This is a genomic window from Lentzea sp. NPDC037011 (genome assembly GCF_055607425.1).
The window spans coordinates 307,715-330,003 of sequence record NZ_JBVJRT010000005.1 but is presented as its reverse complement, the minus strand read 5'-3'; the positions used below and the strand labels follow the sequence as shown (position 1 = coordinate 330,003).

Here is a 22,289-nt window from a genome sequence, read left to right as displayed (position 1 = left end):
TCTACTTATGCCCGTTGTTGTGTCCGTTGTGGACACCGTCGTCCTGCTCCCCGGCCGGCAACCCCACCTGGTCGGCGAACTCGGTGGCGATCCGGCTGCCCCCGTACACGCTCAACGCCTTGGCCAGGTGCTGCTGCAACTCCACCCGGTGCTGGTCCCCGAGCTCCGGCAACGCCTTCTCGACGCTGCTGATCAGCGACTCCGCCCAGTGCTTGGCCGGCTGCTGCTGCGCGATCCTCACCAGCTGCGCCAGCTCGTCCGACAGCTTCACCGCTTCCTCGACCCGGTACCCGTTGCGCTGCAACCACCAGATCGTCGCGGTCCCGACGTCCGTCAGCACCTCGTCACGCAGGTACCGGATCTCCTGCCGCTCGATGTCCCGCTCCGCCAACTTGAACGTCGAGCTCCGCAACAACTCGATGTGCTTGCGCGCCATCTCCAGGTCCCCGTCGTCCACCTCGACCTTGACCTGCTCGGCCCGCGCCCACACGTGCGTCCCCGGCACCTGCTGCTCACGCGCCAACTCGTCCCCGAGGTGCACCTGCAACGCCGCGTGGTGCACCAACATCCGCGACGAACTGATCTCCGTGGCCCGCTGCACCACGTGGTGGATCGCAGCACTCTTCGGCGAGTTGTGCCGCAACCCGGTGGCCAGGTCGAACCGCCACACGACGTTCATCTTCAACAGGAAGTCCAACCCGTACACCGCACTGGGCAACGGCGTCTCGAACTCCTGCTGATGACTGCTCGCCGGCGGCACGTACGTGTAGTCGTCACGCCGGTTCGGCACCCGCCGCCGCCACCAGGACCGGACGGCTCCCAGCGGGCCAGGACGAAAGTCGGGCCAGGGTCTGCTCACGCCCTCTGCGTACCCGACGCATCCCGCCGGGAGAAGGTGGCCTGCCTCACTTCCTTCGAACGGCCGCACCCAACTCGTTCGGTCCCTTACCGAGCGTGATGGCCTTGCGAGGCGGGGGCCTGGTCAACTCGGTGGCGGTGGACCGCTAGACTGCTCACGCCAGCCCTAGTAGCTCAGGGGATAGAGCATCGGTTTCCTAAACCGTGTGTCGCAGGTTCGAATCCTGCCTGGGGCACCACCTTTCGCCGGGTGAATTTACAGCCGCTGACCTGCACAAACGGGTCAGCGGCTGTAGTTTTCAGCGGCCACTGAAGTCGATCTCCAGTCCGTGACGTGACAGGACTTGTGACATGAACGGGCGTACGTTCCCGTCATGGCCTCCTCCAAGCAGGGGCGCAAGCCCCGTCAGCGCGGCAGCATCGACACCCTCCCCAGCGGCAACCTGCGGGTCCGCGTCTACGCGGGTACCGACGCCCTGACCGGCAAAGAGAACTACATCACCGCCGTGATCCCAGCCGGTCCCAAAGCCGCGAAGGAAGCCGAGAAGGAACGAACTCGAATAGTCAACCAGATAGATGAGCAACGCAATCCGAAAACCAAGGCGACCGTCAACCAACTCATGGACCGCTACCTGGAGTTGCTTGATGTCGATGACACCACGCGGATCAGCTATGAGGGGTACATCAAGAACCACGTCCGCCCTCTGCTTGGGAAGCACAAGCTCACCAGACTTCTTGACGGCGAGACGCTGGATTCCTTCTATGCAACCCTGCGGCGCTGCCGCAAGCACTGTGACGGCAATCCGTACTTCGAGCACAAGACCGACGGAGAGCACACGTGCGACCGAAGGTGCAAGCCGCACAAGTGCAGCCCTCTCGCAACCTCGTCAATCCGTCAGATCCACTGGTGCCTGAGTGGAGCGTTCAAACGCGCCAAGACGTGGCGCTGGATCTCAGAGAACCCGTTCTCCGGCGACGCTCACAAGCAGAAGTCAGTGACCCCAAACCCGAAACCGCCGACCGCCAAAGAAGCAGCGGCGATCATCAATGAGGCGTTCCGCATCGGCCTCGAATGGGGAACGCTGGTGTGGATGACCTTCATCACCGGCGGCCGACGTGGTGAAGTCTGCGCTTTCAGGCTCGATCTTCTAGACCTCGACTCCGCCGTACTTCCACTCACTTCGAGCATTGCGCAGTACGGCAAGAGGACTTGGGAGAAGGAGATCAAAACACACCAACAGCGACGAAACACCCTCGACCAAGTGACCGTCGCACTGCTTCACGCGTACCTGGCTCACATAACCGCCAAAGCGCAAGCGATCGGCGTGAAGCTCCACAAGAAGGGGCGCCTGTTCTCGCTCGATGTTGACCACTCCACATGGATCAAGCCGTCCACCGTGTCCCAGCGGTTCACGCGGATGTGCACTCGCCTTGGACTTGACATCTCAATGCAGAACGTCCGCCATTATTCCGCCACCGAGTTGATCGCTGCCGGTGTGGATGTTCGCACCGTGGCCGGTCGTCTCGGACACGGCGGAGGCGGAACCACAACGCTTCGCGTGTACTCCGCCTGGGTTGCCGAAGCGGACCAACGGGCAGCAGGAACACTCATTGCGCACATGCCTGAACTTCCCATAGAGATCGACGCAACGGGCACCTCAAGACTTGCTGTCGAACCGCAGCGCAACGATCCCTACCAGCGCATATTTGCCGATCTTCGAGGCGCGATCGCTTGCGGCGCCTTAAAGCCGGGTGACCTGATCCCGACGAACATCGAACTTCAAGGGCGCTACGGCGTGAAGGCCGGAACTGCTCACCGCGCAATTTCCGAACTCAAAGCAGCAGGCCTGATCAAAGTCAGTCGCGGAAAGCGCGCTGTCGTACTCGGCCCGGATGAGAGTCCGGATATTGCAGATGTGGTCAACCTCAGCCGGAGGCGAGAAGCGAAGTAAGCCGCTTATGCTGTCGCTGAGAACCTATCTGTGTCGCCAGCAACCGCGCACGCTTAGCGTGTGCGGTTGCTTCATCTTCACCACCTGTCGCGGTGAACACCTGAACGAGGTCGACCCTCAGCGCGGTCTCCGCACGCGTGAACGTCGGATCAAGCCTATCCAGTACGTCGGATAGCACATCGATTGCTTCTCGTGCTCCGAGCCGAGCGAGCGCACTGCCACGCCAGCGCGCCAAATGAGTTGAATCAAATACGAGGTAGGGCGTGTTAGAGTTGTCGATGTCAGCAGGCATGATGTGCAGCGCTTCATCGAACGCACGCAAGCACTTTTGATGGTCCCTGCTCGCCGCGCAAGCCTCGCCGTAGCCCGCAGTCAGCCAAGAAAGTAGAAGACTAGGGACTCTCCCCTTGGCAATATTGCGCGCATACTCCGTCAACTCGACGGCCGCGGCCACTTCCCCGATATCCAGCAATACAACGGCCTGCCCTGCACAGGCATAGGCCTCAAGCGCGGGTGAACGCGCTTCTCTCGCCGCCGTCTGCGCAGTGTCGTAGCGGTCCCACGATTCACTTACGAAACCTTGATCGAGCGATTGCCACCCAGCCAGTGCCGATGCGTCAACGATCACTTCGGCCAAGCTCGAACGAACCGATTGATTGAGCACGTGACGCTTGGCTTGTTCCATTTGGTCTATCTGCGCGCGAAGCTCCCCAAGCAATGCCGACGCCCCAAGCCGGCGGTCAATCACCCGTGTGATGTCGAGCTTCTGCCGCAGAAGGTCGACAGTCTCCAAATCAAGATTCCGTCCGGAAGCTAGCCGCGCCTGCAATCCGAGGTCCTGATCTGTTACGGCAGGCGCAGTTTCCGGTACCGGCTCAAGCAGGCGCTCAATTGGCACGCTCAGCATGTCTTCAAGCAGTCGACGTAGCGGCGGCTGGGGAAGTCCAAGGGGTCGACCGTCCGCGCGACGGCCGGAAGCAAGGCGTTGCACATGTCGCGCGCTGATCGTTGCGCTCAACCCGCGCTCACGCGCGAACCGCATTGCCTCGTCCCTGAACTCTTCGGCCGTTTGCCGCCTCTGGCGCAGCAACTCACCGAACAACGTCTGTGGCTGCCGCCGCTCATCGCTCGAAGTCATCGGCTGACCTTCCGTCTCACTGATGTCAGCGCCGATCAGTATAGGTCGCGAAATGTCGCCAGAGGTCGCACGCAGGTCATTTACACCCGGCGCTCCCGAAGAGACGCTGATGTCTGCGGTTCGCATGTCAGGAAGGGCGGTGGACAGTGGTGGTGTGGGACGCAACCGGGATCGTGCTGTTCGTGGTGTGGCTGCTGCTGCCGCTCGCGTACACGGTGACACTCGGCCGGAAGTACGTCCGACAGTCCCGAGCGGCTGCCGAGGAGGCCGTGAACGCCGCCCAGGAGGCTGCGTGGGCGCACGCGGACGTCCAAGACGCGCTGGACGGCTGGGAGCCCCCGCACAGGCCTCAGGAGGACGTTCCGGTCTCGTTGCCGACGGCACGGACAGCAGACACACAGGAGTTGCCCGCAATCCGGCCGCCCGTGTCGGTCGGGAAGCACAGGCTTGACGAGTCATGGCCCGTGCAAGGGGTTATGTCGTGACTCCCGACGAGACCGAACTGATCACCGAGTTCGGGAAGGTCTCCAAGCTCATGCCAAACGTGCTGTTCGACTTCGTCATGGGCATCCTGGCACCGGAGCGACAGCGGGAGTTCGGCGAGATTCTGATCGTGCTCGGAGAGCTTCTGGTCAACCACGCCGACGACCGCAAGCACTCCGAACAACCGACGACGGTTGACGCTGTCGAGAACCAGGCCGAGCAGGCCGCAGGGCTCACCAAGCGATTGCCGCCGCGATAAAGCCGCCAGCCTCCGGGGCTCCGTCTCACCCCATCCGAGGTTGGTCAGGGAGAGCCGACGCGGTGCGCGTCGCCGCGTCGGCTTCTCGCGTCGCCTCTTCGAACCAGTGCAAGGAAGTTGGTATGCCTAAGCGGATCTCTACTGCGCGTGGTCGTGAGTTCGGTGCTGGTCTGAGGGCGGCGATCGAACAGACCGGCCTGACCTCGCGTGCGCTCGCTGACATTGCGGGCTGGGACGAGTCCAAGCTGTCGAACGTGTTGAACGGCAAGGCTGGCGCCAGTCTGGTCGAGATTGCCGCGCTGTTGGGTGCCTGCAGGATCAAGGCCGCTGAGGCCGCTCATCTGTTGGCGCTGTGCCCGGACATGCGCATCAGGGGCTGGTGGCAGCAGCACGGCGTGCACGCGCCGATCCAGAACCGCACGGCTGTCGAACACCTGAAGCTGGCCATGACCTTGACGGACTGGCGCCCGCACATGGTGCCGCTGTTTCTTCAGACGGCCGACTACATGCGTGAGGTGCTGCGCGTGTCCTCCACAGTTCCGGCGGACGAACTGCAAGACCGAGTGAAGGCGGGGCTTGCTATGCAGGCATCGCTGTCATGCGGCGCGCGGTGCACCTTCTTCCTCCACGAGTTGGCGTTGCATCTGCCTGTCGGTGGTGCTGAGGTGCACGCCGGACAGTTGCTGCACCTATTGTTCATGGCGAACCGGCCGAACATCACGATCCGGATCGTGCCTGCCTCTCTTGGCGCACACGCGGGCTTGGCTGGACCGTTCACGTACTTGACGTTTGCGAAGTACGAACCGCTGGTGTGGATGGAGAACGAGAACTCCAGTCTCTTCGCCGAGGCGGTGGACGCGATCAAGGGCTACGACAAGGTCGTTCGTGCGCTTGCTGCCAGCAGCCTGGACGATGCCGCCTCCCGAGAGCTGATCGTCCGCCTGATCGACACCTCGTGGGCTGCTGACGCTGAACTGTTGAGGATGCAGGCGGCGCACGATGCCTAAGGGGTTCAAGTCGAGTCTGGCGAACCGGGCCGTTGCACGTGCGCTTGCATTGTGGCGCAGGGAAAGTGGTCTGAGTCTGGCGGAGGTGACCGAGCGCGTGAAGTGGTCCGCCGCGAAGACCTCGATGATGCAGAACGGGCTCGTCCCGATCACCGCCGCCGACGTGATGGCGCTCGCGCTGGTCTACGGGATCGACAGTGTTCGGCGTGAGCCGGTGTTCTGGGCTGCGCAGCGCGCACGTGATCCACGCACATTCGATCTGACGATCAACGACGCGGTGCCCTGCGTGGACTGGACGTACTGCGAGGTTGAAGCCGAGGCCAGCTACGTACGCGCCGTGGCTCTGGACATCTTGCCCCCGCTGGTCCGGACACCCGAGTACTCCGCTGCGACCGAAGGCGAGGCCTTCCTCGAACTAGGTCACCGCCGGTATGACGACCTGCACCGCGCGCAGGTGCAGTCCCAGTTAGACGAAGATCCGACGCTACGAGTGGATCTCGTGCTGGGACAGGCGGTGTTGCGGCGGCCCGTCGGCGGTGCGCTGGTGATGGCAGACCAGTTGTTCCAGTTGGCGGTGTTCGCTCAGCTTCCCGGCGTGAACGTCTACCTCGTACCGGACAGTGCGGGCGTCGTCGCGGGCATGACCTCGTTCGCGTTGCTGTCGTTCCGCGAGGCGCAGTTCGACGACGTGGTCTACCTCGACTGCCCCCACGGCGATGTGTGGCTTGAGAACGAGTCTGAGCGGCGCCCGTACCTGGAGTTGTTCGGGCGGCTGATGTCCACGACGCTCACAGCCGCCGAGACAGCTGAGCACCTTCACAGCGCGGCACAAAACCTCAAAGACACCGCACGCTGACCAGCACGCGACATCGGCGCGCGGTCCTGTAGTGACGGGTCAGCCGTGTGCGACGCACCTCTGTCAGGAGTGCGACGCACACGGCCGTTTCCCGTGGTTGTGACGGGTCATCCGTCACGCGTCACACCCGTCACGGCGGGCCGTTTCCGCTGGTGAGCATCGGTTTTGCACCTGTCACAGGGCATGTGACGGGTGACGGGTCCGCTGGGACGGGTTGTGACGGGTCAGCGGTCATCGTCGATCACCTCCGCGTCGATCACTGCCGCGTCGCGGGCACGCCGGATCGCCGCACGGATGTCGGCGACGGCGTATCCGCGTACCTGTTTGACGCCGTCCTGTGTGGGCACGCGATCGCGGGTCGGGCTGCAGCCGAACCCAACCATGTCGAGGCCGAACCCCTTGGGTTCAACTCCGAGCGCTTCCACAAGTTCGGCAGTGGGAACGAAGTCCCTGCCTTCCTCACTGTCGAGGTCATCAGCGAGGTAGTCCACAACGGACGCCAACGGTTCGGGCAACTCGACCTCGTCCACACGTTCCGCATCCGTGATCGCGGGCGCGGCTGCACCGATGGCCTTCGCCACGGCCGCGTGATCGAGCACCGGTTGCGTTTCCTGCCCCGCCGCGTGCCCGGTGAGCGTTCCTTCCGCTTCCCGCAACGCGCGCCCGCGTAGGCAGATCTCCCTCCAGTCCTCGTTGGGCATGTAGAACGTCCGCACGGTCAGCGCGAGCAGGTCCGCGCCCGCTTGGGTCTCCCCGTCAGGTCGCAGGATGCCCACACCCTTGTGCGAGGGCAGCAGGCGACTGGAGTCGTACCCGCGCGTGTTCATCTGCTCGCCCAGGATGATGTTGCTGTCACGCCAGTCCATCACCCGCAAGGCGAACCGCGACCCAAGCACCGCGCGGAGGCTGGACGGGATGGTCTTGCTGTCCGGCCGCTGCGTCGCGAGCACCAAGATCACACCGGCCGCCGGCGCCTTCTTCGCGAGCCACGTCAGCAGCTCGCCGATGTACTCACCTGCCGTGAGCTTCTTCCCCTGTACCTCAACAGGAGTGCGGTCCTCCAGCGGGATCTGTACCTCGTCCACGATCAACGCCGTGATCGGCATGTCCAACGATGGATCACGGGACATGTCCGGCGTCACCTTCGACTCGGGACACGTCATGTCGTCAAGGTCTTGCATCCTGCGGTAGCGGCCCTGGACGGCCGCGACCAGTTCCACCAGCCAGTCCAGGAACGCCAGCACGTGTTCGCTGTCGTCGCCCGACATGAACCGGTGCACGACCTGTTCAGCAGCCTTCCAGTCCTTGCCGTTCTTGAAGTCCGCCACGTACAACCGGGTGTGCGGGTCCAAGATCAAGCCTGCGGCCGCGAGCCGTTCGGCCATCGTCTTGCCCTGCCGAGGAATCGCGCCAATGAGCACCGACGTCCACACCATCGGCAGATCGATCCGGCGTCCACGCGCGTCGGTACCGAAAGGCACCGGCCGCCACGCATCCCACCTGAGCACCCCGAGCAACGGGGTACGGATGGGCGGCGTGGCGTAGGGGTCCTCATCGGCCACCCACATGGCCACCCGTCCGGCGTGCCCGCCGTTGCCACGCACCCGCTCCACACTGAGCTGAATTTCATCCACGGCCAGCGCGGATGCCAAGGCCTCCCGATGCTTGACGACGTCGGCCGCCTTGCGGGTCGCGGGCAGGTCAACCGTGACTGCCCATCCCTGACCTCTGCGCGTGGCCCGGTCGACCAGGCGCAGCGTCTCGTCCTTGCCGATCAGCTTCGCGTCCCGGAACGCGTCCACGAGTACCTGAGGGTCCATCGTCCAGGTCAACGTTCGCGGTCCAGCGAGCACCGCCTTACGTCCGGGACTGCCGTCCTTGCGCCTGCCGAGGACCGCCAGCGCCACGGCGCAGACGCCGCCGGCGATCCACAGCACCCGATTCCCGTACAGGAGATCGAACACCGCGACCACGACCGCCACCGTGACCACGGTCGCGCCGGTGACCTTCCACCGGAACAGCGTCAGCTCCCGAATGTCGGTGAACTTGTCCGCGAGCTTCTCCGACTGCTCGGCTGCATCCCGGTAGTCACGCACGGTCACCCAGGAACGCCACCACCGGACCGCGACCACCAGGCCGCGCACGACCGCGCCCATGAACCGGAACGGTGAACGCACCACGAGCACAACGAGGTCCTTCGCAGCCTGCACCGCGTGAACGCGATCCTTCGCCCACAGTGGCACACGCGGTGAACGTCGCCACGCGTTCATGAACCGCTGTAGCCAAGTCGGCTGCGACGCTGGCGAAGCGTCGTTCACGAACTCTCCCTCGAACACCGCTCGCACCGGCAACGGCCCGTCCGGGCTGACGAACTCCCGGCCGTGGTCACTCATCACGACCACCGCCACTCACCTCAGCCGCCAGCGCGGCGGACAGGCGAGACGACAGCCCGCGCGAGCAGCCGGTAACACCACGGACCCATGCCGGGCTCACCACCACATCAGACGTCCACGCTTCGCGCGCAACCATCAGATAGTCATCAAAGGTGACTCGACTCCGTGGACGATTATTGTTGCGCTGCCTGGGTTTCCTCCCTGCCGGCCTGGGCTCCGCGGGGCGGTCCGCGGTGACCATTGCTGAGCGTTCCGACGCTTCCGTGAATGCCGCTGAAACGGCCTCTGTCAGCTTGTCCCGCAGGTCCGTCACAGCCTCCGCCGCGACGAACACCACGAGCGGCGGGACCGAGTGCAGGACCACGCCCGAGACCGAACCGGCCGCCCATGAGTGCCACGTGTTCATGACGTAGGTGGCGGCGAGCGTGAACCACTTCGCCCGCCGCGTCCACGCACCCGTGCGCACCTGATACCGGGCGGTCACCTGCTCGGCTCGAAGGATCGCCAGCAGCACCAGCGACACCGTTGGATCGAGCAGCCACGCCGCCAGCCACGGCAGCGACCACACAGGCGTGCCCGCCGCCGCGAAGCTCTGGACGTTGGTCATGGTGAACCCGAGACCAAGCACGATGCCGGACCAGCACAGCCGGTCCACCTGAGCGCGCACCCGCTCGACTCGCAACGCGATCACGTCCGGGTGCGTCGCGTATGCGCGCAGCTCCGCCGCCTCCGCTGCCTCAGCCGCGAGCCTCTCGGCCGCCGAGGCGGCGGGTGGCCGCCCGAAGGCGACCACCCTTTCCCGACTCTTGCCCAACGTGCTCATCGCCGTTCACCCCGACCACGCGGGTTGTCATGCGTGGTGATCGTGAGTGCCTTCGTCAGCGTGTACGCCGCGAACAAGGCGGGCAGGCCCAGCACCACGAGCAACAACGTCACGTCGCCCCGGTGCGTGATCACCACCCACTGCACACCCACGATCGCCCCGGCCATCAGCAGCACCCGCCCGGTCAGCGACAGCAACCGAGCACCAGCACGTGCCGCGTTCGCCGCTGCCTTCGCCCGCCGGGCGCTGGCCCGCCAGACCCACAGCAGCACCACGACCACACCCACCACAGCGAGGATCTGCGTCGGAGTCAGGTTGATGGTCATGACGACCCACCACCCTCACGGCGGGCACGCCACACCCGGAACACCTCGCGGCGGTCTTCCTGCGACAGACCGCCCCACACACCCACCGTGTCCTCACCGGCCGTGCGCAACTCCAACTCCAAGCACACACCCCGGACCGGGCAGTCCGCACACAACCGCGCAGCAGCCTCGCGGTCGGTGATCTTCTCCTGCTCCCACTCGGGACCTTCGTCGTCGGCCCACAGCCACATGCACGCGCCGTCCCGCGTCACGATCTCCAACAGGACCTGGTCCGGCACCTTCTCGTAGCGGTCGAGCTCCGCCGCCACAAGCTCGTAGTAGTTCTCCGGGTTCACCACGCACCCCCGGCCTTCTGCTCGAACTCACGAGCGCTACGCCGCGCGGCGACCATCTCCGCGATGTCGACCACGCCGCCCGACTCAGCGGCTCGCTGGATCAGCTCCTCCACAGCACGCGCCGGAATGACGTACCGGCTGCGCAGCCTCACGGCGGGGAAGGCGTCGTCGTGGATCGCCCGGTAGACCGTCTGCGCGTCCACCCTGAACAACCGCGCGGCCTCCGAGACTGTGTAGAACAGCGGCGGGTTGCTTCCCGCTTCACTTGTTGCAGTCATGATGTGAGTGCCTTTCAAAGAGTGATTTCTTCTCCGAAGGCGCTGACATTGGCGTCAATTAACGTCCGATCGCCGCTGACATCAGCGCTTTGTCCGTTTGCGGCGCGGTTTGCGCGCTAACGTCGGCGCTGAGGCGGAGCACGGAGGCGTACGTGGAAGAGGACTGGTCGTCGGTCGCGGAGGCAATCAATGCCCGCGCTGACGAGCTGGCAATGAAGCAGAAGGAACTTGCCGAGAGATCCGGCGTTTCGCTGGCGATCGTTCGCGAGATCCAGCAAGGACGAATTCAGCGACGACGAAACCCACGAACCCTCGAAGCGCTGTCCATCGCGCTCGAATGGCACCCGCAGCACCTCATTGCAGTGCTGCAAGGAAAGACCCCGCCAGCGGCTGATCCGACCGACCAAGCAGCCGAGGACCCGCTGGTTCCGCTGCTGCAAACGGTTATCCGCGAACTTCGCGGTCTCCGTGCCCAGGTCGGCGCACTCACCAGCCGCCTTGACGAGTCCGCAAGCAATGCCCGCAAGAACTCGCAAAGGAAGGACAATTGAGTCCATTCCGCTCGGTGATTTCTGCGTCGCTGTCATGGCTACAGCAGACCGCCGCAGGAGGGGTCAAAATAATTGCTGGCACCTAACAGGGGGCGTGTTAGGTCGAGTTAGGTGCCCAGCTCAGAAGGGGTCGGGGGACTCAGGAAGATGGGGAGACGGAAGCGCGGCGAACCACCACTCACGAAGCTTCAAGGCATCCGTGAGGAGCTTGGACGCACACAGGAACAGGTGGTGCGCTACTTCCTCGCACGCCGCGAACAGATCCACGAAGTTCCTCAGGCGACCGAGCACGCGCTATACATCATGCTCTCTCGTTGGGAGAACGGGCATGTAACCGTCACAGAGCCTGGGTACAGGCGGATGTTCCGCGAGTACTACGGCCGAACAAACGAAGAACTCGGCTTTCCGCCAGACCAAGAGAGTGAAGCACTCGAAGAACTGCGCGACCGCCTGATTGTGGCGCGCAGCATCGATGATGAAACCGTTGAGATGTTTCAACATCAGATCAACAGTGCGCGTGGATCAGACAAGCGCTTCGGTTCTTTGCTGGTGCTCGACCAACTCAACAGTCACATCCGCCAACTCGAAAGCGTCCGCGCGTTCAGTGTTCGGGAAAGCCACCGGCGCCGAATCGCAGCCATCCTGACCGACGCGCGCACGCTCGCCGGCTGGACCGCCCTTGACCGGGGCTCGCAGCTCCAGGCCTGGCAGTACCACGAGGATGCCAAGGTGTCCGCCCGCGAGGCGGACTCACCGCACCTGCTGGCTCACGCGTCCGCCCAGCAAGCGGTGATCCTGCTTGATATGGGCGAGTACCAAATGGCCGTCGAACTGCTGGAGTACGCGCGGTACGTAGCCGAACATCGCGTGCCATCCCTACTCAAAACCTGGCTAGCGGCGGCACATGGCGAAGGACTCGCGGCGGCCGGACAGCACGACGCCGCATTGCGAGCATTCGACGATGCAGACTCTCTAATGCCCTCTGATCCCGTGGACCCAGCGATGCCGTTCCTTCTGCTGAACGAAGGGCACCTCAGCAGGTGGCGTGGAAGCGCGCTACTACGGCTTGGCAATCAGGACGCAATCAACCACTTGGAAAGCGCTGCGAAGGCACTGGATTCCACGCCGAACTCTGCGATCCGCGGACAGACTGGAATGTACGTCGACCTTGCCTTTGCCTACGCCGCCGCTGGCGATCGGGAAACAGCTCTTGCCTATGCACGCAAAGCTCGGCAACTTGCCTCGCGCATCGGCTCCGACCGCCAGCGGCAACGGCTGGCGAACTTGGAACTACCCGGCGGCGGGACCGCTGCCGGTATTGCGTGATGCCAAGTAGTAGAGCAGCGGGATGATTGCACCTGAACCCAGGACCTCACCTTGCTTCACAAGGTCAAGCACTCGGTCAGCAGGAATCCATTCGATCCGCGCGGCTTCCTCACCATCGGTTGGTTCGCCAACTTTTTCGAAGGTCCGCCATAGGTAGGCATCCACCGACGCATCGATCATTCCAGGCAACGGCTGGAAGTTCACGATGTGCTCAGGTTCGCCGATCGGGCGGTAGCCGGTTTCTTCCTCGGCTTCTCGCTTGGCCGTAACTGACGGATCTTCACCAGCCTCGACCAAGCCGCCGATCAGTTCATATCCCCACTGATCAACGGCGAATCGGTAGCGCCACAGGGTCAAGACTTCCTCTTGCTCGTTAACAAGCAAGGCCACTGCAACGCGGTCCAGCTTCACAACGTGATGCTCGAATCTACTGCCGTCGGGTGGCTCCACGTCTACGAGGTTAAGCTTGATCCAACGATTGTCGTAGACGGTCCGCTCACCATGGACCTTCCACTTAAGTTCCTCCGGGTACTCCGTCACCACCGCAGCCTACGAGCCGGCTGGGAGGGCGATCACTCGCCTGGTCGGTGGTACGACTGGATACCCCCAGGAAGTCACGCTGCGCTCCAGACACAAGCGGGCCCGATGAAGCGTTATCTCGTCCTCTAGCGATCAGCTAGGTGTGAACGATCGAACCGGACAACCACCCGCATCAACTGGCCGCCTTAGCACACCCAGGCCTGCAACAGCAAGTGCGCCACGCTCGCCGCTGCCGCGCTGGACAGTGCCAGTGGTCGCGCTTGCGGTCCTCGGGGTGTCCGTGATCGTGCTAGTGGCGTTGTGGCATTGGATTGATACTCTCACATGGATAGACAATGAGAAGAAGGCCACAGCTCACCTAGATGCAGTGAAGGTCGCCGCCTCAATTGCCGTCGGCGGCGGCGGACTCTTCGCCCTGTATCTAGCCGCTCGGCGTCAAAGGACGCAGGAGCTGGAGCTGGATGCACGACACGCCGAGTTGCAGCACCGCGAAGCGGAGATCAATCAGCGCGACCGCGCTCAAGCTCACGCCGAACAGGTCGCAGAGAACGACCGCGTGCGGGCTGAACGTGTAGCGGACACTAACGAACGCGATGCGGCCGATAGACGAATTACCGAACTATACGCCAAGTCAGTGGAGCAGCTAGGATCAGAGAAGGCACCGGTCCGATTGGGCGGACTTTACGCACTAGAACGACTTGCTCAAGAAAATCCGTATCAACGGCAGACCGTGGTTAATGTACTTTGTGCATATTTGCGCATGCCATACAAATTACCCGGTGATCCCCCACTCGATGACGTCGACGAGTCAGTTCACGCAACGCATAGCCAACGTATGCAGGAACAAGAGGTACGACTCACCGCTCAGCGCATCATAGGAGATCATGTGCGCGAAACTGCTCGCGGACGCTCGCTGGCGGAGACTTACTGGCCGGGCATGGAGATCGATCTGACCGGCGCACTCCTCATAGATTTCAAGCTGGACAACTGCCGAATAAACCGAGGCAGGTTCCGTAACACCAAATTTGTACGTAGCGCAAATTTTACGGGCGCCACCTTTTCAGACAGCAGCGAGTTTGAATCGGCACATTTCACCGGATACGCGAGTTTCAAAGAAGCAACATTCAAGGGAGTGACCAACTTCGAACGCTGCTTTTTCGGAGATAGCGCTATATTCACATCAACAAAGTTCAGCATATTCACCACCTTCGGCCACGCCACATTGACAGGTCAGGCACTATTCGACCTAGCCGAATTCTCCGGACATGCATGGCTCGGGGAAATGAGATTCTCCGACCGGGCGAGCTTTATGGATGCACGTTTTTCCAAAGCATGCGTTTTTAAGGATACCTTTTTCGATGGACCCGCATACTTTGCTAGAACATTGTTCGAAGAGGCGCTCGATTTCGACTTCACACACTTCGCCCAAGCTCCAACCTTCACGGGAGCACTCGTAGCACACTCAGCACGAACGGGCTCAATTCCGCCGCTCGACTGGAGCCTCACCGAGGGCCACGAAGCCGTTGAAGGCAAGGAAGGCACCTGGCACCGACTCATCAAGACACAAGATGACCTGCCGCAGGGCACTTAGCATCACGGCAGACTTCCCTGCGCACGCGCGCTGCCTCGCAGTCCTTCCCGCCGCTGCACCACGAGACACCACACGCGGCCTGCCTTACGACAGGCAGTCCCGCCGCAGAAGCACCAGAGGCCACGTGACAGGAGTCGTGACACGAACTGTAGTAGAACCGTGATGATTTCTGTGGCGTGACATGATCATCAACAAGACGAAGCCGCAGGTAGAGCCATCTTCAGCCGTCGAGGAAGACATTCCTAAACCGTGTGTCGCAGGTTCGAATCCTGCCTGGGGCACCACCTTTCGCCGGGTGAAATCAAGCTCTGACCAGCGGCAACGCGGTCGGAGCTTGATCTTTTCCCACCGAAGACGGATCACCTCACCTGCGACCGCACGAAGTCGACGTACGGCTCATAGGCCGAAACATCCCGCCCAGGCTCATAAGTGCTGAGGTAGTAGTAGTCGGCCATGATGTTGGCCTGCTGCTCCGAGTTGAACTCCTCGAACGTCTTCCCCCGCAGCCCCTCGACCCCGCCGTAGTCGTAGAGCCCCTTCACGAAGAACCCGGCGAACGCCGTCGGCAGCAGGCTGAGGACGCTGCGGCCGTGCTGGTACTGGTAGGCGTGGGTCAGTTCGTGGACCAGCCAGCGTTCGTAACGGGCCTGGTTCTGCGGCGAGGTGAGGATTCCCCTGGGGAACGTCACGAGGCGGGGCAGGGTGCGGGCGACACCGAAGGCGCCGAGGAGGCCGCCTTCGGCGAGGGTGAGGGCGCTGATGTCGAGGGCGTCGCCGAAGACCTTGCGCGCGATGTCGGCTTCGCGGGACTCAAGGGCGCGGCGGAACACCGGTCGGAACACCACGGCGGCTCCCCTGCTCGGCGGATGCCCGATCGTAGTCATGCGCGGTGGTAGCGGACCTCGTCGAGCACGGCGTCGCCGAGGGTTTCGCGGCGGGTGGTGCCGTCGGGGGTGAAGCCGAGGCGTTCGTAGAAGCGGCGGGCGCGCTGGTTGCCGGCGAGGACCCAGACGATGGTGTCCGGGAGGCCTTCCAGTGCTGCGGCGGCCAAGGGGTGGGCGAGGCCGGTGCCCTGGGCGGACTCCAGGAAGTAGATCGCGTACAGCTCGTGGGTGGCGTCCGGTTCGCGGGACGGGCCGGCGCTCGCGAAGCCCACCACCTCGTCGTCGGCCAGGGCTACCCAGACGGTGCCGGAGGGGATCAGGCGTTCCCACATGGAGGTGCGCGACTCCACGGACAGGGCGTCGAGGACGTCGTCGGGCATGTGGCCGCGGTAGGTGGTCCGCCACGAGTCGACGTGGACGGCGGCGACGGCGGGTGCGTCGGAGACCACGGCTTTGCGGATTGTCATCGGTGCCCCCAGTGGTGTGATCGGATCATCGTCGGCGCGGACCGCGGCATTGACGATGCCCTCGCTTTGTACTACCTGAAGGCGAGGTGGTCGCCATCGGCACGGACGGGCTCCGCGAGGCTGTGACACAACCCTGACAAATCCCCTACCGGGTCCGGACAAAGTGCCGGGACCGTTGGGGGTGTGAACGTCCACTGGAAACGATGGCTGGTGGTCTCGGGGGCCGCTGCGGTCATCGCGGCGGGCGTCGTCGTCTGGGGGTCCTACGCACGGCTTGAGGGCAACCTCCAGACCGTCGACCTCGCCGAGGAGCTCAGCGGCAACGCCCGGCCGCCGCGGCCCACGCAGACGCCGTCGACGCCGGGCAGGCCGCTCAACATCCTTCTCATCGGCAGGGACGACGGGCGGTCCGACACCGCCATGGTCGTGCGACTGAACGCCAGGGGCGACGCGGCCAGGGTGATCAGCATCCCGCGCGACACGATGGTGCCGCGGCCGCGGTGCGGTGACCACCCGCCGGCGCGCATCGCCATGTTCAACAGCGCCTTCTCCACGGGTGGGGCGGCGTGCACGGTGGCGACGGTCGAGCAGATGAGCAATCTGCGGATGGACCATTTCGTGCAGATCGACTTCAACGGTTTCCGCGACGTCATAGACCGCCTCGGCGGAGTCGACATCACGTTGCCCGAGGCGATCGACGACGACAAGAGCGGACTGCGCGTTCCGGCCGGGCCGAACAGGTTGAGCGGAACCCAAGCACTCGCATTCGTGCGGACCCGGTACAGCATCGGGGACGGAAGCGACCTGAACCGGATAAAGAACCAGCAGCTTTTCCTGACCGCACTCAGTCAGAAACTCGCGGACGAGAACTGGCTCGGCAGCCCGCAGCGGACGTTCGAGCTCGCCGACGTCATGACGAGGTCGATCGTGACGGACGCGGAGCTCGGATCGATCAGCGCGCTGGCGGGCCTCGCCGGCAAGCTCACGGCGTTGCGACCGGGGAGCATCGGCTACGTGACGCTGCCGGTCGAGCAGTACCTGCCCGACCCCAACCGGGTCCAGCCGAAGCAGCCGGAGGCCGACGCGCTCTGGACGGCCGCCTGACTAGCAGGCAGCACCCTGCCACTCACTCGGTCGAGGCCACGGCTGAGGAGACCCCCAGCGCTCCTCAGCCGTGGAAGATCTTCCCCAGCTAGCCGCTACCACTGTGACGGTCTCCCGGTCTCGTGAAAGGACGTGCGGTCGAGGTTGTCAGACCATCTCGTTAGGGTGGGTTCGGAAGGGCCCGTCCGGCGCGTGCGCCGCAGCTCAGGCGGGTGGTGTGCGTTTTCCGGTCCGGACGAGGTGGAGGGCGATTGGGACCCCGTGGCGTCTTCGCGGAGCGCTTCGCGCTGCTGTACGCGGAGGCAGGTGACCCGCCGCTGAAGCGGGTCACGGAGTCGGTGACCCGCGCCCGCCGGACGGACGAACAGGGCAGACCGGTCCGCGTGCCGGCGCAGCGGGTCAGCGACTGGCGGCGCGGGCGGAACGTGCCGGCGAGGTTCAGCGGGTTGAGCGCCGTGCTGGAGGTCCTCACCGGCGAGGCGCGCAAGCGCCGGCCGCAGCCCGCGGTCGACGGGCTCTACGACGTCGAGGTCTGGCGCACGCTCTGGGAGGAGGCGCTCGCCAGCCCGGTGGGTGACGCGGACACACCCCCTCAGGACGAAAACGCGGTGTGCCCTTACATGGGTCTCAGCGCATTCGGACCGCAGGACACGAATTGGTTCTTCGGACGGGAAAGAGCGACGAACGCACTTCTCGCCCGGATGAACGACAACGGTCTGACAATGCTCGTCGGCGCGTCGGGTGCCGGTAAGTCGAGCCTGATCAAAGCGGGCGTGCTGCCCCGCCTACGCAAAGAGGCGGTGGTGATTTCCCCCGGCACCGATCCGTTGAAGGAGCTCGCGCTCCAGCTGCCGGAACTGATAGCGGTGCTCGAAGCCGCCGCCGACTCGGACGCGCTGGTCGAGTTCGCGCAGGAGGTGCAGATCGCGGTCGGCGAGCGGGTGGTGGTCGTCGACCAGTTCGAGGAGGCGTTCACGCTCGGCGGCGACGCGAACCGGCTGCGGGTGTTCGTGCAGGCCCTGCACGCGGCCGCGCAGAAGACGGCGGTCGTGCTGGGCGTGCGGGCCGACTTCTACGCCCGCTGCCTCGACTTCCCCGAGCTCGCCGAGGCGCTGCAGAGCAACCAGATGGTGCTCGGCGCGATGTCGGCGGCCGAGGTGCGCGACGCGGTCACGAACCCGGCGAAGGCCGCAGGGTTGCAGCTCGAAGCGGGCCTGGTCGACCTCATGCTGCGCGACCTGGGCGCCCAGAACCGGCGCGGCAAAGACGCCTACGACGCGGGGGCGTTGCCGCTGCTCAGCCACGCCCTGCTGGTCACCTGGCAGCGCCGGCAGGCCGGCCGGCTCACGATCGCGGGCTACCGGGCGGCCGGCGGCATCCAGGGTGCCGTCGCCACGACGGCCGAACGGGCCTGGGCCGACCTCGACGACCCCGGCCAGCAGGCAGCGAAGCAGCTGCTCCTGCGCCTGGTCAGGGTCGGCGACGACACCCAGGACACCCGGCGCCGCTCCAGCCGCCACGGCCTGCTGGAGGCGAGCACGAACCTGCCGGCGACCGAACGCGCGCTGGAGGTGCTGGCCAGGGCCCGGCTGATCACGCTCGACGCCGGCAGCGTGGAGATCACGCACGAGGCGCTGCTGCACGCGTGGCCGCGGCTGCGCGGCTGGATCGACGAGGACCGCGCGGGCAACCTGACCCGGCAGCGGCTGGAGGAGGACGCGGCCACCTGGTCCGCGCACGACCGCGACTCGTCGATGCTCTACCGCGGGGCCCGGCTGGAGGGCGTGCGGCAGCAGCGGAACGTCACCGTGCTCGCCAGGGAGTTCGTGCGCACGTCGGAGCGCCAGCACCGCAAGAGCACCTGGCTGCGCCGCAGTGCCGTCGCGCTGGTGGCGGTGTTCGCGCTGATCGCGGCGGGTGCGGCGGTGATCAGCGTGCAGCAGCGCAACGACGCCCAGTACCGCCAGGTCGTGGCGGAGGCGGACCGGCTGGCGACGACGGACGTGTCGTTGTCGGCGCAGCTGCTGCTCGTGGCGCACCGGATGCGCCCGGACGACCAGGCGGTGGCCGCGAAGGTGCTCGCCACCCAGCAGGTGCCGCTCGCGGTGCCGGTGCTCGGGCACACCGGCGCGGTCTACCTGACGACGTTCAGCCCGGACGGCACGCTCCTCGCGACCGCGAGCTACGACCGCACCGCGCGGCTGTGGGACGTCCGGGACCGCAGCCGCCCACGGCAGGTCGCGGTCATCAGCGGGCACGAGGACTGGCTGAGCTCCGCGGTCTTCTCCCCCGACGGCAAGGTGCTCGCGACGACCGGCCAGGACGCGACGATCCGGCTCTGGGACGTGGCGGACCCCGGCTCGCCCCGGGCGCTCAAGACGATCGAGACCGGCAACGGCCCCACCTACCTGCTGGAGTTCAGCCCCGACGGCAGGCTGCTCGCGGCGGCGAACGAGGACCGGTCGGCGCGGCTGTGGGACGTGAGCAGTCCCGCGAACGCCACACCGGTCGGGGAACCGCTGCGCGACCACAGCGCCGCGGTGCGCTCGCTCGCGTTCAGCCCGGACGGCAGGACGCTGGCCACCGCCGGCGACGACTCCACGATCCGGCTGTGGGACGTGGCCACCGGGACCAGGACCGGCAAGCCGCTGACCGGCCACCGCGACGGCATCCACTCGGTGGCGTTCAGCGGCGACGGGAAGCTCCTCGCGAGCGGCTCCGAGGACAAGACGGTGCGGCTGTGGGACCCGGCCACGCAGGAACCGGTCGGCCTGCCGCTCGCCGGGCACACCGAGGCCGTGTGGTCGGTGAAGTTCAGCCCCGCCGAGCCCGTGCTCGCCTCCGCGGGCGCCGACGCGACCGCGCGCCTGTGGAACATCAGCGACCCCGCGGTGCCGAACCCGCTCGGGCGCCCGCTCACCGGGCGCGGCGGGTCCCTGTTCGCCGTCGGGTTCAGCGGGGACGGCGCCACGCTCGCCACGGGGTCGCAGGAGAGCGGCGCGAACCTGTGGTCGTTGCCGCGCGAGTGGTTGCTCGGCCACACCGCGCGGGTCGGCGAGCCGTCGTTCCGCCCGGACGGCCGGCTCCTGGCGACCGGGTCCGCGGACAAGACGGTGCGGCTGTGGGACCTGTCCGACCAGCACCACCCGAAACCGGCGGGACCACCGCTGCTGGGCCACGAGCGCTCGGTCGGGCCTCCGGCGTTCCGGCCGGACGGGAAGGTGCTCGTGTCCGCGGCGGGCGACCAGACCGTGCGCCGGTGGGACGTGGCCGACCCGAGCCGCCCGCGGCCGTTGGGCGAACCGGTCCTGCTGCCGACCCGCTTCGCCACGGCCGCGCGGTTCGACCCGGCCGGGACGGTGCTGCTGACCAGCCAGGACGACAACTCGGTGCGGCTGTGGGACGCCGCGGACCCGGCGCACCCCGTGCCGCTGGGCGAACCGCTGACCGGGCACGACGCGTACGTCAACGGCATGGACTTCAGCCCCGACGGCCGCACGGTCGCCACGGCGAGCAGCGACCGGACGGTGCGGCTGTGGGACGTGAGCGACCCGACGCGGGCGCGGCTGATCGGCACGCCGATCCAGGACCCGCAGATCGTGCACAAGGCGGTCTTCACCGCGGACGGGGACACGCTGATCACCGCGGGGCAGGACCGGGTGATCCGGTTCTACGACGTGCGCGACCGCGAGCACCCGCGGCTGGTGAGCGAGCTGCGGGGGCACACGGGCGTGATCACCACGATCTCGGTCAGCGCGGACGGCCGGCTGCTCGCGAGCAGCAGTGCGGACAAGTCGTTCCGGCTGTGGGACATCAGCGACCCGGCCAAGCCGTTCTTCACCGGTCAACAGATCACCGGCGACTGGACGTCCGAGCCGTACGTGCGGTTCTCGACGCAGGGCCGGTTGCTGGCCACCGGCAACGCCGACGGCGTGGTGCGGCTGTGGGACCTCGACGTGCCGCACCAGGTCGACCGGATCTGCACGGCCACGCGCGGCGCGCTCACCCCCGCGGTGTGGCAGGAGAAGCTGCCGCAGATGGACTTCAGGGACCCGTGCTGAGCCGGACGGCGTCCTCCACCAGCCCCGCCAGCACGCGCGGCAGCTCGCGCAGGTCCAGATGTCGTTGCACTGCGGCGAGGTTGGCGTCGAGCACGGCGTCGGTGGCGGCGAGCAGACCGTCGAGGTCGGAGGGGTCGAACACGGTGAGGCCGAGCGCGCGGATCTCGTCCAGCACCGGATAGGGCCCTGCCACAACGGGTTTCCGCGCCGCCGCGGCCTCGCAGACGGGCAGCCCCCACCCCTCCCAGGTGGACGGCAGCAGCACGAGGTCGGCGGCAGCGTAGAGGTCGGCCTGGTTCGCGACGCGCCCGCGCAGCACACCCGGGAGCCGGTCCGCAGCAGGGCAGGGAGCGTCGTCGGTGAGCCAGTAGCGGACGTCCGGGCGGCGCGCGGACAGGCGCCGGACGAAGTCGACGGCACCGGGGATGTTCTTGGACGTGCCCTCGACGCGGGCCGGGTGCACCACGAGGTAGTCGCCGGGTGCGGCACCGAGGGCGGCGCGGGTGCCGTCGCGGTCGCCGTGCGCGAGGCCGGCGACGTCGACCCTGTTGTGCACCACCCTGGTGTGCACCGAGGGCCAGCGCGCGCGGAACTCCCGCTCTGTCAACGAGTTGATCAGCACGTGCAGGTGCGCGGGGTGGTGCAGCGGCACGACGTCACCGTCGACCGGCCGCAGCTGGACGCGCTGCCACGCCGGGTCGTGGTGGCGCAGGACCACCGGAACGCGGGCCGCGAGAGCGTGCTCTTCCCACGCCACCGAGGCTTCCGGTGCGCTCCACAGCGATCCGGCGTTGTCGAGCACCACCAGGTCGTGCGTCGCGCAGAGCTCACGGATCAGGGCGTGGTCGACGGGTGGCGGGTCACCGCCGGGCCGGTCGGCCCACAGGCCGCGGACGACGACCCCGGAACCCGAGGCGAAGTGACCGGCGGCGAGCGTGACGTCCCAGCCGAGCACCGCGAAGGCGTGCGCCCACTTCGCGGCTTCGACGCTGACGCCGTCGAACCCGCCCAGCCGGTGGGAGACGACACAAACACGGCTCACCGCCCGCACCCTATC

At 65.9% G+C, this 22,289-nt stretch carries 21 protein-coding genes and 1 tRNA gene; 11 read left to right on the top strand and 11 right to left on the bottom strand.

All coding sequences use genetic code 11. The features are described from left to right. Position 1: 1 nt before the first annotated feature. A complete protein-coding gene (locus ACZ7CH_RS17065; RefSeq protein ID WP_458429475.1) occupies positions 2–859 on the bottom strand; it encodes a hypothetical protein in 858 nt (285 codons plus the stop codon). 162 nt (positions 860–1,021) lie between these two features. Between ACZ7CH_RS17065 and ACZ7CH_RS17060 the strand changes: the two genes are divergently transcribed. After that, positions 1,022–1,097: transfer RNA gene (locus tag ACZ7CH_RS17060), tRNA-Arg, on the top strand. 135 nt (positions 1,098–1,232) lie between these two features. After that, complete coding sequence (locus ACZ7CH_RS17055; RefSeq protein ID WP_470374308.1) at positions 1,233–2,810, top strand: site-specific integrase; 1,578 nt, start codon at positions 1,233–1,235, stop codon at positions 2,808–2,810. Here ACZ7CH_RS17055 and ACZ7CH_RS17050 read toward each other — a convergent pair. Further along, entirely contained in the window at positions 2,785–4,074 is a 1,290-nt protein-coding gene (locus ACZ7CH_RS17050; RefSeq protein WP_470374307.1) for a hypothetical protein, read from the bottom strand. The two genes, ACZ7CH_RS17055 and ACZ7CH_RS17050, sit on opposite strands and share 26 nt — an antisense overlap. Positions 4,075–4,094: 20 nt before the next feature. Here ACZ7CH_RS17050 and ACZ7CH_RS17045 point away from each other — a divergent pair, with 20 nt between their 5' ends. From ACZ7CH_RS17045 to ACZ7CH_RS17030, 4 genes are all read left to right on the top strand, one after another. Beyond that, positions 4,095–4,433 carry a hypothetical protein gene (locus ACZ7CH_RS17045; protein ID WP_470374306.1) on the top strand — a complete coding sequence of 113 codons (339 nt, stop codon included), beginning with the start codon at positions 4,095–4,097 and terminating at the stop codon, positions 4,431–4,433. Next, complete coding sequence (locus ACZ7CH_RS17040) at positions 4,430–4,690, top strand: hypothetical protein (RefSeq protein ID WP_470374305.1); 261 nt, start codon at positions 4,430–4,432, stop codon at positions 4,688–4,690. Before ACZ7CH_RS17045 ends, ACZ7CH_RS17040 begins: the two co-directional genes overlap by 4 nt. 122 nt (positions 4,691–4,812) lie before the next feature. Beyond that, the gene (locus tag ACZ7CH_RS17035; protein ID WP_470374304.1) at positions 4,813–5,697 is read left to right on the top strand and encodes a helix-turn-helix domain-containing protein; all 885 of its coding nucleotides are present in this window, start codon (positions 4,813–4,815) and stop codon (positions 5,695–5,697) included. Continuing rightward, entirely contained in the window at positions 5,690–6,553 is an 864-nt protein-coding gene (locus ACZ7CH_RS17030; RefSeq protein WP_470374303.1) for a helix-turn-helix domain-containing protein, read from the top strand. Before ACZ7CH_RS17035 ends, ACZ7CH_RS17030 begins: the two co-directional genes overlap by 8 nt. Positions 6,554–6,777: 224 nt before the next feature. On the opposite strand, the gene ACZ7CH_RS17025 is transcribed toward ACZ7CH_RS17030, so the two are convergent. The 5 genes from ACZ7CH_RS17025 to ACZ7CH_RS17005 are packed head-to-tail and all read right to left on the bottom strand — an operon-like array spanning position 6,778 to position 10,708. Next, entirely contained in the window at positions 6,778–8,946 is a 2,169-nt protein-coding gene (locus ACZ7CH_RS17025; RefSeq protein ID WP_470374448.1) for a cell division protein FtsK, read from the bottom strand. Next, positions 8,939–9,769 (bottom strand): hypothetical protein, encoded by an 831-nt coding sequence (locus ACZ7CH_RS17020; protein WP_470374302.1) that lies wholly within the window; start codon positions 9,767–9,769, stop codon positions 8,939–8,941. The genes ACZ7CH_RS17025 and ACZ7CH_RS17020 overlap by 8 nt, the downstream gene beginning before the upstream one ends. Further along, positions 9,766–10,095 (bottom strand): hypothetical protein, encoded by a 330-nt coding sequence (locus ACZ7CH_RS17015; protein WP_470374301.1) that lies wholly within the window; start codon positions 10,093–10,095, stop codon positions 9,766–9,768. Before ACZ7CH_RS17015 ends, ACZ7CH_RS17020 begins: the two co-directional genes overlap by 4 nt. Further along, entirely contained in the window at positions 10,092–10,430 is a 339-nt protein-coding gene (locus ACZ7CH_RS17010; RefSeq protein WP_470374300.1) for a WhiB family transcriptional regulator, read from the bottom strand. The genes ACZ7CH_RS17015 and ACZ7CH_RS17010 overlap by 4 nt, the downstream gene beginning before the upstream one ends. Then, positions 10,427–10,708 carry a helix-turn-helix domain-containing protein gene (locus ACZ7CH_RS17005; RefSeq protein WP_470374299.1) on the bottom strand — a complete coding sequence of 94 codons (282 nt, stop codon included), beginning with the start codon at positions 10,706–10,708 and terminating at the stop codon, positions 10,427–10,429. The genes ACZ7CH_RS17010 and ACZ7CH_RS17005 overlap by 4 nt, the downstream gene beginning before the upstream one ends. A gap of 152 nt (positions 10,709–10,860) precedes the next feature. On the opposite strand from ACZ7CH_RS17005, the gene ACZ7CH_RS17000 reads away from it, so the two are divergent. Further along, complete coding sequence (locus ACZ7CH_RS17000; RefSeq protein WP_470374298.1) at positions 10,861–11,259, top strand: helix-turn-helix domain-containing protein; 399 nt, start codon at positions 10,861–10,863, stop codon at positions 11,257–11,259. 228 nt (positions 11,260–11,487) lie between these two features. After that, on the top strand, positions 11,488–12,585 hold the full coding sequence (locus ACZ7CH_RS16995) for a tetratricopeptide repeat protein (RefSeq protein WP_470374297.1): 1,098 nt from the start codon (positions 11,488–11,490) through the stop codon (positions 12,583–12,585). On the opposite strand, the gene ACZ7CH_RS16990 is transcribed toward ACZ7CH_RS16995, so the two are convergent. Further along, the gene (locus ACZ7CH_RS16990; protein WP_470374296.1) at positions 12,550–13,125 is read right to left on the bottom strand and encodes an NUDIX hydrolase; all 576 of its coding nucleotides are present in this window, start codon (positions 13,123–13,125) and stop codon (positions 12,550–12,552) included. The genes ACZ7CH_RS16995 and ACZ7CH_RS16990 overlap by 36 nt on opposite strands. 280 nt (positions 13,126–13,405) lie before the next feature. Between ACZ7CH_RS16990 and ACZ7CH_RS16985 the strand changes: the two genes are divergently transcribed. Further along, a complete protein-coding gene (locus ACZ7CH_RS16985) occupies positions 13,406–14,716 on the top strand; it encodes a pentapeptide repeat-containing protein (protein WP_470374295.1) in 1,311 nt (436 codons plus the stop codon). A 359-nt stretch (positions 14,717–15,075) separates the two neighbouring features. Here the strand turns inward: ACZ7CH_RS16985 and ACZ7CH_RS16980 are convergent, their stop codons facing one another. Together ACZ7CH_RS16980 and ACZ7CH_RS16975 are read right to left on the bottom strand one after the other, a co-directional pair. Further along, entirely contained in the window at positions 15,076–15,561 is a 486-nt protein-coding gene (locus tag ACZ7CH_RS16980; RefSeq protein WP_360385723.1) for a hypothetical protein, read from the bottom strand. 35 nt (positions 15,562–15,596) lie between these two features. Next, entirely contained in the window at positions 15,597–16,067 is a 471-nt protein-coding gene (locus ACZ7CH_RS16975; protein ID WP_360385721.1) for a GNAT family N-acetyltransferase, read from the bottom strand. Positions 16,068–16,250: 183 nt separating this feature from the next. Between ACZ7CH_RS16975 and ACZ7CH_RS16970 the strand changes: the two genes are divergently transcribed. Together ACZ7CH_RS16970 and ACZ7CH_RS16965 are read left to right on the top strand one after the other, a co-directional pair. Beyond that, positions 16,251–17,171 (top strand): LCP family protein, encoded by a 921-nt coding sequence (locus ACZ7CH_RS16970; protein ID WP_458429497.1) that lies wholly within the window; start codon positions 16,251–16,253, stop codon positions 17,169–17,171. A gap of 251 nt (positions 17,172–17,422) precedes the next feature. Next, on the top strand, positions 17,423–21,232 hold the full coding sequence (locus ACZ7CH_RS16965) for a WD40 repeat domain-containing protein (protein WP_470374294.1): 3,810 nt from the start codon (positions 17,423–17,425) through the stop codon (positions 21,230–21,232). On the opposite strand, the gene ACZ7CH_RS16960 is transcribed toward ACZ7CH_RS16965, so the two are convergent. Then, positions 21,216–22,274, bottom strand: coding sequence for a glycosyltransferase family 4 protein (locus ACZ7CH_RS16960; RefSeq protein WP_470369509.1), 1,059 nt, complete (start codon positions 22,272–22,274; stop codon positions 21,216–21,218). The genes ACZ7CH_RS16965 and ACZ7CH_RS16960 overlap by 17 nt on opposite strands. Positions 22,275–22,289: the final 15 nt, after the last annotated feature.